Here is a 17,691-nt window from a genome sequence, read left to right on the forward strand (position 1 = left end):
CCCATGTCCCATTTCGACTACCAGAACGGCGTGCTGCACGCCGAAGGCGTTGCCTTGCCCGCCATCGCCGAACAGTTCGGCACGCCCACCTACGTCTACTCCAAGACCCAGCTGTTGGAAAACTTCGACGCCTATGCCAACGCCTGCGCCGGCCGTGACGCACTGGTCTGCTACGCGATGAAGGCCAACTCCAACCTGGCCGTATTGAACCTGCTGGCGCAGCGCGGCGCCGGCTTCGACATCGTCTCGGGCGGCGAACTGCTGCGCGTGATCGCCGCCGGCGGCGACCCGAAGAAAGTGATCTTCTCGGGCGTGGGCAAGAGTGTGGACGAGATGCGCCTGGCCCTGGAGCACGACATCCTGTGCTTCAACGTGGAGTCGATTCCCGAGCTGCACCGCCTGAACGACGTCGCCGGCACGCTGGGCAAGAAGGCGCGCGTGTCGCTGCGCGTGAACCCCAACGTGGACCCGAAGACCCACCCATACATCGCCACCGGCCTGAAAGCCAGCAAGTTCGGCGTCGCCTTCAGCGATGCACTGGACACCTATCGCGTGGCCGCACAGCTGCCGCACCTGGACGTATCCGGCATCGACTGCCACATCGGCTCGCAACTGCTGGACGACGCGCCGCTGCTGGAAGCGCTGGACCGCCTGATCGAGCTGATCGACGCGCTGGCGGCCGAAGACATCCACCTGCACCACGTGGACGTGGGCGGCGGCCTGGGCATCGACTACGGCGTCGCGGGCGAGGAAGCGCCGGCACCGGCGGGCGACTACGTCACGCGCGTGTTCCGCCGCGTGGACGCCTGGCGCGCCGAGAAACACGACGGCAAGGGCATCAAGGTGATCTTCGAGCCGGGCCGCTCGATCGTGGGCAATACCGGCGTGCTGCTGACCAAGGTCGAATTCATCAAGCACGGCGAAGAGAAGAACTTCTGCATCGTCGACGCGGCCATGAACGACATGGCGCGCCCGGCGTTGTACGAGGCCTGGATGGACATGCAGCCCGTGAAGCAGGCCAGCGGCGAAGGTGCCGTGTTCGACGTTGTCGGCCCGATCTGCGAGTCGGGCGACTGGCTGGCGCGCGATCGCGCGCTGCCGGTGGAAAGCGGCGACCTGCTCGTCATGAAGACGGCCGGCGCCTACGGCATGGCGATGGCCTCGAACTACAACACGCGCGGCCGCGCCGCCGAAGTCATCGTGGACGGCGACCAGGTGCACCTGGTGCGCCGGCGCGAGACGCCGCAGGAGCTGTTTGCGCTGGAAAGCGTGATCCGTTAAGAAAAACGGTGACAGTCACCGTTTTTCAAACCCCAACTGCAAACCCTGGGGTCAGACCCGGCGGGTCTGACCCCGGCCTTGCGCCGTTGGGTTGGCTTGCTTTTGGCGCGCCCACCACACCCGCATCCCCAGCAGCAGTGCCACGATCACCACGAACAGCATCGGCTCTGCCAGGTCGTGCTTGGCCGCCTTCATCCACCAGAAGTGCAGCACGCCCAGCGGCGCGACGAGGTAGACCAGCCGGTGCAGCCACAGCCAGCGCTTGCCGCCGAGGCGGCGCACCATCGCGTTGGTGCTGGTGATCGCCAGCGGAATCAGCAGCACGAAGGCAATGAAGCCGACCAGGATGAACGGCCGCTTGCCCACGTCCTTCAGCATCTCGGCCACATCGAAGAAATGGTCGAACCACAGGAACGTCATGAAGTGCAGCAGCGCGTAGAAGAACGCGTACAGCCCCAGCATGCGGCGCAGTTTGAGCACCCAGTTCCATTTGGCCAGGCGCCGCAGCGGCGTCACCGCCAGCGCGATGCACAGGAAGTACAAGGTCCAGTCACCGGTCGAGCGCGTGATGAACTGCAGCGGTTCCACCAGCGCCCCCGTCAACGTCAGCCAGACCAGGCGCGCCAGCGGCACCAGCGCCAGCACGAAGACGGCCGCCTTGATGACCGTCAGCTGTTTCGGCGAGGGTGTCATCAGAAGTTCTTCTTCAGGTCCAAGCCCGTGTACAGCGACGCCACGTCGTAGCCGTTGAACATCAGGGTCTTGCGCTTGCGCGACAGGAACGAGTCCTCGCCGATGCGGCGCTCGGTGGCCTGCGACCAGCGCGGGTGATCGACCTCGGGATTGACGTTCGAATAAAAGCCGTACTCGGACGGCGCCGAGCGGTTCCACGACGTGCGCGGCATGTCGCGCGTGAAGCGGATCTTGACGATCGACTTGGCCGACTTGAAGCCGTACTTCCACGGCACCACGACCCGCACCGGCGCGCCGTTCTGGTTCGGCAGCACCTCGCCGTACATGCCCAGGGTCAGCAACGTCAGCGGATGATTGGCCTCGTCCAGGCGCAGGCCTTCCGTGTACGGCCAGTCCAGCACGCGGCTGGCCACGCCCGGCATCTGCTTGCGGTCGGCCAGCGAGATGAACTCGACGTATTTCGCGTTGCCCGTCGGCTCGACCCGCTTGATCAGTTCCGACAGCGAATAGCCCACCCATGGAATCACCATCGACCAGCCTTCCACGCAGCGCAGCCGATACACGCGTTCTTCCAGCGGCGCCAGCTTCAACAGCGCGTCCAGGTCGAGCGTCAGGGGCTTTTTCACTTCGCCCTCGATCGACACCGTCCAGGGCCGCGGCCGCAAGGTGCCGGCGTTTTCCGCCGGGTCGCTCTTGTCGGTGCCGAATTCGTAGAAGTTGTTGTAGTGGGTGGCGTCGTGGTACGCGGTCGGCTTGTCCTGCGCGGACAGCGCCGCATTGCGCCTGGCCGCCAGTTTCGGGTTGACGCCCTGGGCGAACGCCTCGCGCGACAGCATTTCCAGCAGCGCGCCGCCGGCGATCGAGCCGGCCGCCATCTGGCGGATGAAGGCGCGCCGGTTCTCGAACACGGCACGCGGGGTGATCTCCGACGGGAACGGCAGGTCGATGCCGTTGGGGGAACGCTTGATCAACATGACAACTCCGAAATGGTGGTGGTTTATCCTGGACAAACGTTACACCATTCCGGAGGCTCCCCGGATTACAACTGGATTACATTGCGCTGAGCATTACAGCGCGCTCACAGTGCACCATAGGAGTGCAGGCCGGACAGGAACATGTTCACGCCCAGGAAGGCAAACGTCGTCACCAAGAGGCCGACCAGCGCCCACCACGCCGCCGCACGGCCGCGCAGGCCCGACATCAAGCGCATGTGCAGCCAGGCCGCGTAGTTCAGCCAGACGATCAGCGCCCAGGTCTCCTTCGGGTCCCACGACCAGTAGCCGCCCCAGGCCTCGGCGGCCCACAGCGCGCCCAGGATCGTGGCGATCGTGAAGAAGGCGAAGCCGGCCGAGATGGCCTTGTACATCACGTCGTCCAGCAGCTCCAGCGACGGCAAGCGGTCGACCAGGTAGCCGTGCGATTTGAGCAGGTAGGCCGTGGCCACCATCGCAGCCAGCGCGAACGTGCCGTAGCCGATGAAGTTGGCGGGCACGTGGATCTTCATCCACCAGCTCTGCAGCGCCGGCACCAGCGGCTGGATCTCGGCCGCGTCGCGCGACACCGTGTACCACAGCAGGAAGCCGACGGCCGCCGAGATCACCAGCATCACGAAAGGCCCCAGCTGGCGCGTGCCGTAGCGCTGTTCGTAGTACAGGTAGAACATCGCCGTGATCAGGGCGAACAGGATGAACACCTCGTACAGGTTGGAGATCGGGATGTGGCCCACGTCCGGACCGATCAGGTAGGACTCGTACCAGCGCACCATCATGCCGGTCCAGCCCAGCACCACGGCGGCCCAGCACAGGCGCGAGCCGATCGAACCGCCGGCGCCGGAGCGGCTGGCCAGTCCGATCAGGTAGAACAGCGTGGCCAGGAAGAAGCACACGCTCATCCACAGGATGGCGGACTGGCTCGACAGCATGTAGCGCAGCCAGAAGCGCTGGTTGGCCGCCTCCAGGTTGCCGTCGTACAGGGCGATCGCGCCCAGCGCCAGCAACGCGACCAGCGGCATCAGCCAGCGCACCGGTTTCCAGTGCCAGCCCAGCGCCGCGAACGTGGGCGCGGACAGCACGAGGATGACCTTCTCGTACACGTCCATATAGCTGCCGTAGCGGTTCAGCGCGAACAGCGCGCCGCCCAGCAGCGCGGCGGCGAACAGCCAGTCGGCGATCGTCAGGCGGCGGAAGTAACCCGGTGCCGCGCTGTATGTCGCATCCTTGGTCTGGTGTTGAGTGATGTCCATATCGGTCTCCAACCTCTCTTGTCCCTAAGCTTACGCCGATTGCGGCAATTGCCGCTTCAGCGTGTCGAACTCCCTGTCGAAGTCCAGTGTGCGGCGCTGCGTGCTCATCGCCATCAGCGCGTGCGCGCCCTGGTCGTCGTCGCGAATCCAGACCCACAGCCGGCGCTCGCGGATATAGAACATCGCGAACACGCCCAGCACCAGCAACGCGCAACCGGTGTAGACGACGGCCTTGCCGGGCGAGCGCGTCACCTGGAACACCGACGCCTTGACCTGCGTGAACTCGTCCAGCTGCAGGTAGACGGGCGCGCCGTAGAAGAAGCTGTCCGACAGCGCATTGGTCGCCAGTTGCAGGAAGCGCGCGTGCTGCTCGTCGGCCTTGGCCGGCGCCAGGCCGTCCTTGGCGCGTGCCACCTGCCACAGCTCCCACAGGGTGCCGTTCAGGATCTTCATGAAGATGTCGGCCGCCTTTTCCTGCTCGGCCGCCGGCACCTTTTCCAGGAAGCGGCTGACGGCGACAAAGCCGGCCGCCTGTGCATTGCCGGCAAAGATCTCCAGGCTCTTCGTGGCCGACAGCGCCAGCTGCGATTCCATCGCCTCGGCGCGGCTGGACTGCGGCATCGCGCGGCGCGCATACGCCTGCGCGGCCTGGCTGCGCAGCGCCGGATCGTGCAGCGCGGCGCGCAGGCGCATCCAGTCGCGCACGCTGTGCTCGTCGTCGGCGGGAATGCGCAGGTAGCTGAACGGGTCGGCCGGGCTGGAACGCACGCCCGCCAGGAACACCGTCGCGCCGTCCACCGTGACCGGCTGCATGTAGTTCTGGAACTCGCGCGCCTGGCCGGTCTTGTCGCGCAGCTTGTACTGCACGCTGGGGCCCACGTTCTTCAAGTCCTTGTTGTTGGCGTTCTTCGCCGCGGAGCCCAGCTGGCGGGCGAACGCGCTGTCCAGGCTTTCGCCCTTCTTCACGTCGCGCGCGTCGCGGCTGGCCATGTTCTCCACGTTGAACGGCCGGAAGTCGGTCCACTCGACCGTGTAGGCGTCGTCCAGCTTGGTCGAGGCGCCGACCTCGCCCGCCATGGCGAATTGGCCCGCCTGCGCTCCCGTCATCGGGAAGCCCGTCAGTTTCAGCTTGCTGCCGCCATCCTCGAAGCTGGACTGGTACACGGCCAGGCCCTTGTACACCAGCGGCTTGTTCACTTCGATGGTGGCCGGGAAGGTCTTGCCCGTCTCGTGGTCACGCACCACCACTTCGCTGGCAAACAGCTTCGGCATGCCGGTGCTGTAGAAATCGATATTGAACTTCTTCAGTTCCAGGGTAAAGGGCAGCTGCTGGATCAGCACCCCGTCCGCGCGCGGGATCACGGCCGTGTCGCTGGCCTGCCCTTCCGGCACCATCGCGTTGCCGCGGAAGGTGGGATTGCCCAGGCCGAGGCGGTGCTTGGCCGGAATCTCGGCGATCACGCCGCTGCCCTTGAACGGCTCCTTGCCCAGTACCCATTCCTGCACGCGGATCGGCACGTCCGAATCGAGCAGGCCGCCCACGCAGATGACGACGATGGCGCTGTGCGCGAAGATGTAGCCGAACTTGTTGGCCGCGCCGCGCTTGGCCGCGACCAGCGTGCCGCCGTCCTTGTCCACGATCCTGGTCTGGTAGCCCGCATGGGACAGCCGCGCGGCCGTCTGCTGCGCCAGCGCGGCGCGCGCCAGCGGCGCCTGCCATTCGACCTTGTGATGGAAGTTGCGCAGCGATTGTTCGCGCACGTTCTCGCGCCAGCTGCGCATGTCCTTCATCATCTTCGGCGTGTTGCGAATGATGCACAAGGTGGTGGATGTGACCAGGAACGCCATCATCAGCAGGAACCACCAGGCCGAGTAGACGGCGTACAGCCCGAGCTTGCCGAACACCTCGAACCAGAACGGACCGAACTGGTTGATGTAGTTCGGCATCGGCTGGTTCTGCTGCATGATCGTGCCGATGATGGCGGCGATCGCGATCATCATGAGCAGCGCGATGGCAAAACGCATCGACGACAGCAATTCGAATGCTTCGTTGAGCAGCGGACGGCGGGTATGCAGACGGATTCCGGTGGTCGAGGTGGAGCTCATGCCTTGCTTTGGGTACAGGTGAGTGGAGCGCACTGCATACTAACAAATCGGAAGCCACAAGGGGGGCCGCGCGCCGGCGTGCCTAGCCGCGCGCGCGGAAGCACTAGTCATTCCGGCCAGGTAGGCAATAACAAAAAGGGCAGCCAGCTCGCGCTGCCGCCCTTCCTCGTGTGTTTCCTTCGCCGGCTGCTTATTTCAGGCCCGCCACGTAGTCGGCCACCGCCTTCATCTCGTCGCTGGACATGCGTTCGGCGATCGTCGTCATCTCGGCGCTGTTCTTGCGGCCCTTGGCCTTGAAGCCTTCCAGCTGGGCGATCGTGTAGTCCTGGTGCTGGCCGCCGATGCGCGGATAGCGGGCCGGGTTACCGGCGCCGGCCGGACCGTGGCAGCTGGCGCAGGCCGGCACGTTCTTCTCGGCGATGCCGCCGCGGTAGATCTTCTTGCCCCATTCGACCGTGTCCTTGTTCTTGGCGGCGCCCGGCTTCTGGCCCTGCGTGGACAGGTAGGCGGCGATGTTGCGCTTCTCCGCGTCCGTCAGCATCTTCGAATACATCGTCATCACCGGGTTCTGGCGTTCCGGGGTCGTGAAATCGACCAGCTGCTTGTACAGGTAGCCTTCCGGCTGGCCGGCCAGCTTCGGATTGGCGGCGATCGTCGAATTACCGGCGGCACCGTGGCAGGACACGCAGGCCGGCAGGCCACGCGCCGTGTCGCCATCGGCATACAGGGACGAACCCTTGGCCGGATCGACCTTGACCGCTGCGGGATGGGCCGCGTCGGCGGCGAACGCCGTGCCCGAGAAAATCATCAACGCTGTGAATATGGAATGTACCACCGGTGTAAACGCACGATTCATTCAGACACCCTACAGAGACGAGTCGATAAAAGGGCCGCAGCGACGCGGACCGCAAGCCAGGTAATTCCTTATTGTACAATAGCTTCCCCGGCCAAAAAGCCTGTCTCCCTAGCGTTTCCCCTGATCTCCATGTCCAAGCTCTGGCAAGCCCGCTTCTTCACGACCGTCAATCACCTGCGCGACCTGCCTCGCACGACGGTGCCCGAAATCGCCTTCGCAGGGCGCTCGAATGCGGGAAAATCCACTGCAATCAATATCTTGTGCAACCAGAAGGGTCTCGCGTTCGCGTCCAAGACGCCGGGCCGCACGCAGCACATCAACTTTTTCTCCATCGGCGGCGCCCACGTGGCAATGCACCGGAAGGACGAGACCAACGTAGCCGAAATTCGTTGCCTCCTGGCCGATTTGCCAGGGTACGGCTACGCCGAAGTATCTGGTGATGCGAAGTTGCATTGGCAGCGCCTGTTGGGCGATTATGTACAGCGACGCGAACAGCTCGCGGCGCTGGTCCTCATCATGGACGCGCGCCGCCCGTTCACCGACCTCGATATCCAGATGCTGGAATGGTTCGCCCCGACGGGTAAGCCAATCCACTGCATCCTGACGAAGGTGGACAAGCTCAATCGCAACGAATCCGTCAACGTGCTGCGCCAGGCACAGGCCAAGCTCGATAGCTATGTCGACGAGGAGGGCGAAGGCTTCCCGTTCACCGTGCAGCTGTTTTCGGCGCTGAAACGCATCGGCATCGAGGAAGCCACGGCGAAGATCGAGGAACTGCTTGGCCTGAACGTCGACGTGGCCGGCCTGGCAGCGCAGGACGAGGACGACGCCGAACAATAAACCACTGCTGAATGGACCACACCGCGATGCACAGCCCTCACTTCTCCGCCCAGTTTCCCGCCATGCGCATGCGCCGCATGCGCCGCGACCCGTTCTCGCGCGCCCTGATGCGCGAAAACGTCGTCACCGCCGCCGACCTGATCTATCCGGTGTTCATCCTGGAAGGCAGCAACCAGCGCGAACCCGTGCTGTCGATGCCGGGCGTGGAGCGGGTCTCGGTGGACCTGTTGCTGAAGGTGGCCGAGGAGTGCGTCGACCTGGGCATTCCCGTGCTGGCGCTGTTCCCCGTGATCGATTCCTCGCTGAAGACGCCGGACGGCATCGAGGCGACCAATCCGGAAGGGCTGGTGCCGCGCGCCGTGCGCGAGCTGAAAAAGCACTTCCCCGAGCTGGGCATCCTGACCGACGTGGCACTCGATCCGTACACCAGCCATGGCCAGGATGGCCTGATCGACGACAACGGCTACGTCATCAACGACATCACGACCGACATGCTGGTACGCCAGGCGCTGGCGCAGGCCGACGCCGGCGTGGACGTGGTGGCGCCATCGGACATGATGGACGGCCGCATCGGCGCGATCCGCCAGGCGCTGGAAGCGAAGAACCACATCCACACCCGCATCATGGCCTACTCGGCCAAGTACGCGTCGGCGTTCTACGGCCCGTTCCGCGACGCCGTCGGCTCGGCGAAGAACCTGGGCAAGGGCGACAAGAACCAGTACCAGATGGACCCCGCCAACAGCGACGAAGCGCTGCGCGAAGTGGCGGGCGACCTGCAGGAAGGCGCCGACATGGTGATGGTCAAGCCCGGCATGCCCTACCTGGACATCGTGCGCCGCGTGAAGGACGAGTTCAAGGTGCCGACCTTCGCCTACCAGGTCAGCGGCGAGTACGCGATGATCAAGGCGGCCGCGCAGAACGGCTGGCTCGATCACGACAAGGTCATGATGGAAGCCATGCTGGCCTTCAAGCGCGCCGGTGCCGATGGCGTGCTGACGTACTTTGCGCTGGATATCGCGCGCAAGCTGAAGCAGGCATAACCCATGGTGTCAGGCACCTGTCTCAGGGCGTTCCGCCCTGAGACAGGTGCCTGACACCGGTGTTTGCTCCCAGGTCCGGCTCGGCACGAAGCACCTGCTCCACCCACTCCCCGAACACCCGCACCTTCGGCGCGGCCATCCTCCCCTTCGGATACAGCAGCGACACCGGCATCGGGGCCGGCGGCGTCTCGGGCAGCAGCTCGACCAGCGCGCCGCTGGCCAGGTGCCGCCGCACCTGATACGCCGCGGCCTGCGTGATACCGATGCCCTGCAGCGCGCACAGCACGTTGGCATCGGCATCGTCCACCGCCACCGGACCGCCCACCTGGGCCGTCTCGATCCGGCCATCCACGATAAAGTCCCAGTCGAACGGCCGGCCCGTGCGGCCCGAGTAATGCACGATGCCGCGGTGCGCACGCAAGTCGGCGATCGTGCGCGGCGTGCCATGGGCGGCCAGGTACGCCGGCGCGGCGCAGGTGACGAAGCGCATGCTGCCGACCTGCCGGCCCACCAGTGCCGAGTCCTGCAGCGCGCCGACCCGCAGCGCGCAATCGATGCCCTCCTGCGTCAGGTCGGCCAGCCGGTCGGCCAGGCTGACCGTGACCGTCAGCTCGGGCCAGGCAACCAGGAATGCCGCCAGGTGCGGCAGGACGACGTTGCGGCCGACGGCGCCGGGCAGCTCGACGCGCAAGGTGCCGCGCGGCCGCGCCGCCGCCGTGCCCCGGAAGCACTGCTCGGCGGCGTCGATGGCAGCCAGGATCTGCACGCACTGGTCGTAGTAGGCCGCGCCATCGGTCGTCAGCGCCAGCTTGCGGGTGGTGCGCAGCAGCAGCGTGGTGCCGAGATAGGCTTCGAGCTTCTGGATCGTGGCCGTCAGCGCGGCGCGGGGCAGGCCCAGCGTTTCGGCCGCCTTGGTAAAGCTGTTGGCTTCGACGATCCGTACGAACGTCTGCATGGCCTTGACCTTGTCCATGAATTGTTCATCTAAAGTGAAAAGTAAAAGCGCATTATGCGCTGATTATCTTTGCCGGCGACTCCCCTAGACTGGCCTCGTCCCTTCCCCCTCACGAGGTAATCATGAACTCTTCCATTTCACGCGGCATGGTGTTGCTGCTGGCCGCCGCCGCCGGGCTGATCGTTGCCAACCTGTATTACGCGCAGACGCTGGTCGGCCCCATCAGCGCGGCGACCGGGCTGTCGCCGGCAGCGGCCGGCCTGATCGTGACCTTGACGCAGGTGGGCTATACGCTGGGCCTGCTGTTTGTCGTGCCGCTTGGCGACCTGCTGGAGAACCGCCGGTTGATCGTCACGGCACTGGCCGCGGCGGCGGCGGCCTTGCTCGTGGCCGCGTTTGCCAGCAGTGCCGCGGTGTTTCTGGCCGCTGCGCTGGTCATCGGGCTGTCTTCGGTTGCCGCGCAGGTGCTGGTGCCGTTTGCCGCGCACCTGTCCAGCGAGGCCGAGCGGGGCCATGTCGTCGGCAAGGTCGTCAGCGGCCTGCTGCTGGGCGTGATGCTGGCGCGGCCGGCCGCCAGCCTGGTGGCCGACTACGCCAATTGGCACGTGGTGTTCGGCGGCGCGGCCGTGCTGATCGCGCTGCTGGCACTCGTGTTGCGGGTCCGCCTGCCGCAGCGGCGGCCGACGGCAGCCCTGTCGTATCCCAAACTGATCGGCTCGCTGTGGACCTTGTTCACGAGCACGCCCGTGCTGCGCCGCCGCGCCGCCTACCATGCCGGCCTGTTCGGCTCGTTCAGCCTGTTCTGGACTGTCGTGCCACTGGTGCTGGCCAGCCCGGCGTTCGGCCTCTCTGGTGCCGAGATTGCCGTCTTCGCGCTGGTCGGCATGGCGGGCGCCGTCGCGTCGCCCATTGCCGGCAAGCTGGCCGATGCCGGCCACGGCACGATTGCAACCGCGGTCGCGCTGGGCCTCGGGGTGGCCGGTTTCGCGCTGCCGCTGCTGGTGGCGGGCACGCGTTCGGTTGCGCTGGCCGTGCTGGTGGTCGCGTCGATCGTGCTCGACATGGGTGTCGCCGGCAACCTGGTGCTGGGCCAGCGCGCCATCTTCATGCTGGGCCACGAGGTGCGCAGCCGGCTGAACGGACTGTACTTTGCCGTGTTCTTTGCCGGCGGCGCGGCAGGCTCCGCGCTGGGCGGCTGGGTGTACGCGCAGTACGGCTGGCATGCCGCACTGCTGGCGGGGCTGGCGATGCCTGCGCTGGCGCTGTTGTACTGGGCGGGCGAAGCGTTGCCGTTCGGGGCGGCGCGCAAGGCGGCATAGGTTGCCGCTTGAAAATCGGAGGCTGTCCCCGATTTTCCGAACGCCGTAAATCGAAATCGGGGACAGCCTCCGCATTGGCCGCTTGTTTCGCGAAAACCCGGGTCTGTCCCGGTTTTTTACGCTTGCATGAACTCGCCCAGTTCGGTCGCGATGCGCTGCGCCAGCTGGTGGATGTGGAAGCCGTCGACAAAGCCATGGTGCGCCTGGACCGAAAACGGCAGTTGCAGGCGGCCGTTCGGCGCGTCGCGGAACTTGCCCCAGGCGATCGAGGGAATGTCGGGCGAGCCGAGTGCGGCGGTCGGGTGCTGGATCGACGTGAAGTCCAGCCAGGGGATGCAGGTGATGAAGACCTGGTCGCGTGCTTCGCGCGGCGTCATCGTGCGATAGATCGGGTTCAGTTCCGCCATGGCGGAAGCTTCGGCCCGGGCCGCCAGGCCGCGCGCGACGAATTCGCGCAGGTCGTCCGACCAGGCAAACTGGGCGAAATTGAGGTCATTGTGCTGGTTGATGACGGTAAACGACGGCACCAGCCGGTCGATGCGCAGGATCTCGCCGTCGAGTATGCGGTAGCGGAAGTTTTCCACGGCCAGGGTGGCGCGCAACACCGCGCACAGCAGCACGTGGAACGGTGCCAGGCCCTGCTCCTGGCACCAGGGCCGGAAGTCAGGCAGGTCCAGGTTGAACGTCAGGTTGAGGGCCGGACTGTCCATCCGGTCGAACATCTCGAAGCGGTCGCGCCGCCGGTCGATCAGCTGCATGTCGTGCGCCTTGGTAAAAAGCGCATTGTCGCACAGCATCAGCGCCCGGCGGGCCGTACGTATTTCGGATACATCTCTTTCAGCAGGAAGGCGCGCAGCTCCGGCTCATCCTCCTTGCGCGCGCTCATCTTGACGACCCGGCCCAGGCGATGCGACTCCCACTCGAAATCGCCCGGCTTTTCCTTGCGGATCAGCTCGATCATCTTCGTCACGACGGCGTTCTCGATGTCGATCTCGTTGCCCAGCTCGACGTGCACCTGCTGCAGCCAGCGCCGCTTGAAGTTCGTGTTCCAGCCGCGGAACTTGACGTCCGCGCTGTTGAAGGTCTGGTTCTGTACGTCGAAGATGCCGCCCGTGTCCTCGCGGTCGCCGGCGGCGTTGCGGCCCTGGGCGCCCATGATGTTGGCAATGGCGCGCGCCTTGGCCTTCGCGTCCTCGCTCTCGGCCGACTCGGCCGGCGGACTTTGCGTGGCGCCGCGGCGACGGCGGTTCTGTTCGATCAGCTGCGACATGTCCGTCACATCCGGTGGCGGCGGCGTCAGCTTGGCCTGGACCGGTGGCGTCTCCTGGCGGCGCGGCTCCGTGATCGCATCCGGATTGGTGCGCGGCAGCGGCGCCGGCTGCGGCCGCGGCTTGGCCTGCGCCGTGCGCTTGGGTGGCTGCTGCTGCGGGGTGGGCGTGGGCCTGGGTGTCGGTGTCGGTTTCGGCGGCGTCGGGGTCGGCGCGACAGGCGCGATCCACACCATTTCGCCGGCTTTCGACGGCGGCCGGATCTTGACGAACGTCTGCGGATTCATCAGCACGACCAGCAGGAGCAGCACGTGCAAGCCGATGGCGATGCCAAGGCCGACACGGTTCGGCTGCTTGCGTCCGTATTGCAATGGCAGCCCGCCCGGTGGCAGGGCCTGGCCGCAGGTGGGGCAATACTCGTCGTGACCGTGGGTATGACTGAATTGGAACAAGATAAACCGTCTTCTGTGCGCGAACCGGCAAGCCGGGCCAAAGTCGAGCAAGCTTACGCGAGCTTGCGCTTAACGGATGTTACCGTATGTATCCTCCCGGCGGGCGCGACGCTGCACCGCACCATGGCCGAGTCCGTGTCGCACAACGGGGTCAGGCACAAAAGCTGACACGGGCTCGAGTGTAGTGCCATTACTGCGGAGCTCATGTCAACATTCGTGCCTGACCCCGAGGTGGGACACGGGCTGGGCCGTCAGTGCTTGGCCAGGTGGACGGCTTTCAGTTCCACTGTTTGCGGTGGCGGCGTGGTGTCGTCCAGGTCGGTGTCGCTCATCGGGCCGCTGCCGCTGTACTTGTCCAGGAACAGGTAGATCACCGGTGTGATGTACAGGGTGATGACCTGCGAGAAGATCAGGCCGCCACACACGGCCAGGCCCAGCGGCTGGCGCAGCTCGGCGCCTGCGCCCAGTCCCAGCGCGATCGGCAGCGCGCCCATCAGTGCCGCCAGCGTCGTCATCATGATCGGGCGGAAACGCAGGATGCACGCTTCACGGATCGCCTCGACCGGCGTCTTGCCCTCTTCCCGCTGTGCCTGCAGCGCGAAGTCGATCATCATGATGGCGTTTTTCTTGACGATGCCGATCAGCATCAGGATGCCGATGATGGCGATCATCGTCAGGTCCATGTTGAAGATCCACAGGGTCAGCAGCGCGCCCACAGCCGCGGATGGCAGGCCCGCCAGGATCGTCAGCGGGTGGATATAGCTTTCGTACAGCACGCCCAGCAACACGTAGATGACGCCCAGCGCGGCCACGATCAGGATCACCTGGCTGCTCTGCGAGCTCTGGAACACGGCCGCGTCGCCGCCATAGGTGGTGATGATCGATGGCGGCAGGCCGAACTCCTGGCCCATCGCGTCGATCTTGGCCGTTGCATTGCCCAGCGGGACATCCGGCGCCAGGTTGAACGACAGCGTGATCGCCTGCAGCTGGCCCTGGTGGTTGACGGCGGTCGGCCCCACCGTGCGCTGCACCGACGCAAAGCTGGACAGTTTCACAAGCTGGCCGGCCGTGTTGCGCACCGAGACCTTGGTCAGCGCGTCCTCGAAGCGGCGGTCCTCGTCGGCCGCCTCCAGGATCACGAAATAACTGGCGGCGGACGAGTAGATCGTCGACACCTGCCGCTCGCCGAACGCCAGGTACAGCGCCGTGCGGATGTCGCTGAGGTTGACGCCCAGGTTGTTGGCCTTGTCGCGGTCGATCTTGAGCGAGGCCTGCAGGCCCTTGTTTTGCGAATCGCTCGTCACGTCGCGGAAGTCCGGGTCGGCGCGCATGCGCTCCAGGTAGCGCTCGGCCCATTCGTTCAGCGCATCCGGGCTGACCGACTGCAAGGTGTACTGGAAACGGCTCTTGCTGGGGCGCCCGCCCAGCTGCAGGTTCTGCACCGGCGACATGTAGACGGCGATCCCGGCCACCTGGCGCGTGGCCTTGCGCAGGCTTTCCAGCACCTGCGGCATCTTGTCGCGTTCGGCACGGTCCTTCAGCACGACGAACATCCGGCCCGTGTTGCCGCCGCCGGTAAACGACACCACGTCCTTGACGTTTTTGTCGGCCCGGATCAGCGCGGCCACCCGGTCCTGCAATGCCAGCATCGCCGTCGACGAGATGTCTTCGGAGGCTTCCGTGTTGATGCGGATCTGGCCGATGTCTTCCTCGGGGAAGAAGCCTTTCGGGATGACGCTGTACATGACGATCGTCAGCGCGAACGTGCCCACCGCCACCGCCAGCACCACATAGCGGTGGCGCAGCGCCGTGTCCAGCGTGCGGGCATAGCCGTCGCGCACCTTGGTGAACGCGGCCTCGAAGTGGCGGCCGATAAAGCTGTCGTCGCCGGACGTCTCGTGCGAGTCGGCCGGCAGGAAGCGCGAGGCCAGCATCGGCACCAGGGTCAGCGACACCGCCGCGGACACCAGCACCGACAGCGCGACGATGACGGCAAACTCATGGAACATCAGCCCCATCACGCCCGGCATGAAGAAGATCGGGATGAACACGGCCACCAGCGAAATGGAAATCGAGACGATGGTGAAGCCCATCTCGCGCGCGCCGATCAGGGCCGCCTGCAGCGGCTTCTTGCCGTGCTCGATGTGCCGCACGATGTTTTCCAGCACGACGATGGCATCGTCCACGACCAGGCCGACAGCCAGCGTGATGCCCAGCAGCGAGATGTTGTCCAGGCTGTAGCCGAACGCGTACAGCAGGGACAACGCGCCCAGCAGCGAGATCGGCATCGTCACGGCCGGGATGAAGGTGGCCGCGGCGCGGCGCAGGAACAGGAAGATGACGAGCACGACCAGCACGATGGTCAGCGCCAAGGTCAGGTTGACGTCGTGCAGCGCTTCTCGGATCGACACCGAACGGTCGTTGACGAGGGCGATATTGATCGACTCGGGCAATTGCGCCTTGAAGCGCGGCAGCAGCGCCTTGACGCCGTCGACGACCTGCACGGTGTTGGCGTCCGGCTGGCGCTGCACCAGCAGCACGATGGCGCGCTCGCCGTTGTAGCTGCCGAACGATTTGATCGACTGGAAACTGTCCTCGACAGTGGCCACGTCCTTCAGCCGCACCGGTTCGCCGTTGCGCACGGCGATGATCAGGTCGCGGAATTCGGACGCCTTCATCATCTGCGGATTGCCCTGGATCGTCAGCGTCTGCGACGGCCCGTCCAGCACGCCCAGCGGCGTGTTGGCGTTGGCGTTGCGCACGGCCGCCTGCACGTCGGCCAGGGTCAGGTCGCGCGCGTTGAGCAGGTCGGACTTGGCGCGGATGCGCACGGCGAAGCGCTTCTGGCCGTTGACGGTGACCTGCGCCACGCCGGGCAAGGTGGACAGGCTGGGCGCGATCAGGTTTTCCGCGTAGTCGTTCAGCTCGGACAGCGAGAGCGACGGCGAGTTCATCGCCATGAACAGCACGGGCGCGTCGGCCGGATTGATCTTGCGATACGACGGCAGGTCCGTCATTTCTTGCGGCAACTGGCGCTGGGCGCGCAGCAGCGCGGCCTGCACGTCCACGGCCGCTTCGTTGACGTCGATGCTGGAATCGAATTCCAGGGTCAGCGACGTGTTGCCCTGCGTGCTGGTCGACGTGATCATCGTCAGGCCGGCGATCGTGGAGAACTGCTTCTCCAGCGGCAGCGCCACCGAGGATGCCATGGTCTCCGGGCTGGCGCCCGGCAGGTCGGCATTGACGTTGATGACCGGCGTGTTGTAGCTGGGCAGCGCCGCGACGGGGATCTTCAGGTAGGCCAGCACGCCGGCCAGGATCAGGGTCAGCGACAGCAGCACCACCATCACGGGGCGCCGGATGGAGAGCTCGGACAGGTTCATTCGACACCTTTCGATTTGCCCTGCTCGGCCACGCGCGCGTCGGCGATGCGCACCTTGCCGCCCGGACGCAAGTTCTGCTTGCCTTCGACGATGACCTTCTCGTCACCCTGCAGGCCGCGTACGGCCGCGTCGCCGCCAAAGGCATGCAGCCGCTCGATGTTGGCGACCTTGGCCGTGTTGTCCGGCCCCACCGTGTAGACGAAGGTGCCGCGCGTGTTGGTGATGATGGCATTTTGCGGCAGCACCAGCGCGTCCTTCAGCGTCTGCACCGTCAGGCTCGTGTTGACGTACTGGCCCGGCCACAGGCGCGTGTCCTTGTTGTCGAACTGCGCCTTCACGCGGATGACGCCGGCGACCGGGTCCACCGTATTGTCGATAAAGCTCAGGTGGCCTTCGATCGGCTGCTCGGAATTGTTCTGGAACGCCTGCACCGGCACTTTGCCCGCGCGCTGGGCATCGAGCAGAGCCGCCAGGCTGTTTTCCGGCAAGGTGAACGCCACGTTGATGGGGTCCAGCTGGGTAATCGTCGTCAGCGACGTCGCCAGCTGCACCAGGCTGCCCGGATAGACGTTGATGGCGCCGACCCGGCCGGTCATCGGCGCCCGGATCGTCGTGTAGCTCTGGTCCACGCGGACGGCGCGGGCGGCCGCGATGTCCGCTTCCAACAGCGCGCGGGCCGCGTCGACCTGGCTCTTGAGCGTATCGACGGCGCCCTGGGCGATGAATTTTTGCGCCAGCAGTTCCATGCTGCGCTTGTACTGGCGCTCCAGGTCGGCCAGACTGGCGCGGTCGCGCGCCACCTGGGCGTCCGCCTTCTGCACATTGGCCGCCTCGCTGCGACTGTCCAGCGAGAACATCAGCTCGCCCTGCTTGACGAACTGGCCTTCCTTGACGTGCACCTTGACGATCGTGCTGGTGGTCTGCGGGTGCAGGTCGACGGTGCTGATGGGGCTGACGGTACCGTTGGCCTGCAGCAGCACGGGCACGTCCTGCCGCTTGGGCTGGACGATGTTGACGGTCGTCGGTCCCTGGAAACCGCCCTTGCCGCCGGCCTGCTGCGCCGGCGCGGCGGGACGGGTAAAGTGCCAGGCGCCGGCCGCAACGGCGACGGCGACGCCGACGAGAACTCCCAGAGTTTTCTTTTTCATTCTAGTGAACTGCAGTGATGAGTAAGTAGCATGAGCCGGCGGCTGACACCGGCCCTCCCAATTCTTGTTTTGATCTTATTGCTCTACGGCATTAAGCCCGACATTGTG

14 protein-coding genes are annotated in these 17,691 nt (G+C 65.6%); 4 read left to right on the forward strand and 10 right to left on the reverse strand.

Annotated elements, in window-relative coordinates:
* Positions 1 to 3: 3 nt before the first annotated feature.
* Positions 4 to 1,281, forward strand: coding sequence for a diaminopimelate decarboxylase (gene lysA / locus E7V67_024235; GenBank protein ID WUR12766.1), 1,278 nt, complete (start codon positions 4 to 6; stop codon positions 1,279 to 1,281).
* A 51-nt stretch (positions 1,282 to 1,332) separates the two neighbouring features.
* Here the strand turns inward: lysA and E7V67_024240 are convergent, their stop codons facing one another.
* The 5 genes from E7V67_024240 to E7V67_024260 all read right to left on the reverse strand — a co-directional run bounded on the left by E7V67_024240 (position 1,333) and on the right by E7V67_024260 (position 7,178).
* On the reverse strand, positions 1,333 to 1,974 hold the full coding sequence (locus E7V67_024240; GenBank protein ID WUR12767.1) for a protein-methionine-sulfoxide reductase heme-binding subunit MsrQ: 642 nt from the start codon (positions 1,972 to 1,974) through the stop codon (positions 1,333 to 1,335).
* Positions 1,974 to 2,948 (reverse strand): protein-methionine-sulfoxide reductase catalytic subunit MsrP, encoded by a 975-nt coding sequence (msrP, locus tag E7V67_024245; GenBank protein WUR12768.1) that lies wholly within the window; start codon positions 2,946 to 2,948, stop codon positions 1,974 to 1,976. The genes E7V67_024240 and msrP overlap by 1 nt, the downstream gene beginning before the upstream one ends.
* Before the next feature lie 104 nt (positions 2,949 to 3,052).
* Complete coding sequence (gene ccsB / locus E7V67_024250) at positions 3,053 to 4,216, reverse strand: c-type cytochrome biogenesis protein CcsB (protein WUR12769.1); 1,164 nt, start codon at positions 4,214 to 4,216, stop codon at positions 3,053 to 3,055.
* 30 nt (positions 4,217 to 4,246) lie between these two features.
* Positions 4,247 to 6,322, reverse strand: a complete 2,076-nt coding sequence (locus E7V67_024255) for a cytochrome c biogenesis protein ResB (GenBank protein ID WUR12770.1) — start codon at positions 6,320 to 6,322, stop codon at positions 4,247 to 4,249.
* A 190-nt stretch (positions 6,323 to 6,512) separates the two neighbouring features.
* Entirely contained in the window at positions 6,513 to 7,178 is a 666-nt protein-coding gene (locus E7V67_024260) for a c-type cytochrome (protein WUR12771.1), read from the reverse strand.
* 129 nt (positions 7,179 to 7,307) lie between these two features.
* On the opposite strand from E7V67_024260, the gene yihA reads away from it, so the two are divergent.
* Positions 7,308 to 8,018 carry a ribosome biogenesis GTP-binding protein YihA/YsxC gene (gene yihA, locus E7V67_024265; protein WUR12772.1) on the forward strand — a complete coding sequence of 237 codons (711 nt, stop codon included), beginning with the start codon at positions 7,308 to 7,310 and terminating at the stop codon, positions 8,016 to 8,018.
* 26 nt (positions 8,019 to 8,044) lie between these two features.
* A complete protein-coding gene (gene hemB, locus E7V67_024270) occupies positions 8,045 to 9,058 on the forward strand; it encodes a porphobilinogen synthase (GenBank protein ID WUR12773.1) in 1,014 nt (337 codons plus the stop codon).
* 22 nt (positions 9,059 to 9,080) lie between these two features.
* On the opposite strand, the gene E7V67_024275 is transcribed toward hemB, so the two are convergent.
* Positions 9,081 to 10,031: a LysR family transcriptional regulator gene (locus E7V67_024275; GenBank protein WUR12774.1), complete on the reverse strand. Its 951-nt coding sequence runs from the start codon at positions 10,029 to 10,031 to the stop codon at positions 9,081 to 9,083.
* 104 nt (positions 10,032 to 10,135) lie between these two features.
* Here E7V67_024275 and E7V67_024280 point away from each other — a divergent pair, with 104 nt between their 5' ends.
* Entirely contained in the window at positions 10,136 to 11,332 is a 1,197-nt protein-coding gene (locus tag E7V67_024280) for an MFS transporter (GenBank protein WUR12775.1), read from the forward strand.
* A gap of 116 nt (positions 11,333 to 11,448) precedes the next feature.
* On the opposite strand, the gene E7V67_024285 is transcribed toward E7V67_024280, so the two are convergent.
* The 4 genes from E7V67_024285 to E7V67_024300 all read right to left on the reverse strand — a co-directional run bounded on the left by E7V67_024285 (position 11,449) and on the right by E7V67_024300 (position 17,583).
* Positions 11,449 to 12,090 (reverse strand): CatA-like O-acetyltransferase, encoded by a 642-nt coding sequence (locus E7V67_024285; GenBank protein ID WUR12776.1) that lies wholly within the window; start codon positions 12,088 to 12,090, stop codon positions 11,449 to 11,451.
* 38 nt (positions 12,091 to 12,128) lie between these two features.
* On the reverse strand, positions 12,129 to 13,052 hold the full coding sequence (locus E7V67_024290) for a hypothetical protein (protein WUR12777.1): 924 nt from the start codon (positions 13,050 to 13,052) through the stop codon (positions 12,129 to 12,131).
* A 251-nt stretch (positions 13,053 to 13,303) separates the two neighbouring features.
* Positions 13,304 to 16,435: an efflux RND transporter permease subunit gene (locus E7V67_024295; GenBank protein WUR12778.1), complete on the reverse strand. Its 3,132-nt coding sequence runs from the start codon at positions 16,433 to 16,435 to the stop codon at positions 13,304 to 13,306.
* Positions 16,432 to 17,583, reverse strand: a complete 1,152-nt coding sequence (locus tag E7V67_024300; protein ID WUR12779.1) for an efflux RND transporter periplasmic adaptor subunit — start codon at positions 17,581 to 17,583, stop codon at positions 16,432 to 16,434. Before E7V67_024300 ends, E7V67_024295 begins: the two co-directional genes overlap by 4 nt.
* Between the last annotated feature and the right edge of the window lie 108 nt (positions 17,584 to 17,691).

Source organism: [Empedobacter] haloabium (assembly GCA_008011715.2).
In the GTDB taxonomy this organism is placed as follows: domain Bacteria; phylum Pseudomonadota; class Gammaproteobacteria; order Burkholderiales; family Burkholderiaceae_D; genus Rugamonas; species Rugamonas haloabia.

Coding starts and splice junctions, on each gene's coding strand:
- E7V67_024295 (WUR12778.1), bottom strand. CDS start 16,435: ATGAACCTGTCCGAGCTCTCCATCCGGCGCCCCGTGATGGTGGTGCTG.
- E7V67_024255 (WUR12770.1), bottom strand. CDS start 6,322: ATGAGCTCCACCTCGACCACCGGAATCCGTCTGCATACCCGCCGTCCG.
- ccsB (WUR12769.1), bottom strand. CDS start 4,216: ATGGACATCACTCAACACCAGACCAAGGATGCGACATACAGCGCGGCA.
- yihA (WUR12772.1), top strand. CDS start 7,308: ATGTCCAAGCTCTGGCAAGCCCGCTTCTTCACGACCGTCAATCACCTG.
- E7V67_024285 (WUR12776.1), bottom strand. CDS start 12,090: ATGCAGCTGATCGACCGGCGGCGCGACCGCTTCGAGATGTTCGACCGG.
- hemB (WUR12773.1), top strand. CDS start 8,045: ATGCACAGCCCTCACTTCTCCGCCCAGTTTCCCGCCATGCGCATGCGC.
- E7V67_024280 (WUR12775.1), top strand. CDS start 10,136: ATGAACTCTTCCATTTCACGCGGCATGGTGTTGCTGCTGGCCGCCGCC.
- E7V67_024240 (WUR12767.1), bottom strand. CDS start 1,974: ATGACACCCTCGCCGAAACAGCTGACGGTCATCAAGGCGGCCGTCTTC.
- msrP (WUR12768.1), bottom strand. CDS start 2,948: ATGTTGATCAAGCGTTCCCCCAACGGCATCGACCTGCCGTTCCCGTCG.
- E7V67_024275 (WUR12774.1), bottom strand. CDS start 10,031: ATGGACAAGGTCAAGGCCATGCAGACGTTCGTACGGATCGTCGAAGCC.
- E7V67_024300 (WUR12779.1), bottom strand. CDS start 17,583: ATGAAAAAGAAAACTCTGGGAGTTCTCGTCGGCGTCGCCGTCGCCGTT.
- E7V67_024260 (WUR12771.1), bottom strand. CDS start 7,178: ATGAATCGTGCGTTTACACCGGTGGTACATTCCATATTCACAGCGTTG.
- lysA (WUR12766.1), top strand. CDS start 4: ATGTCCCATTTCGACTACCAGAACGGCGTGCTGCACGCCGAAGGCGTT.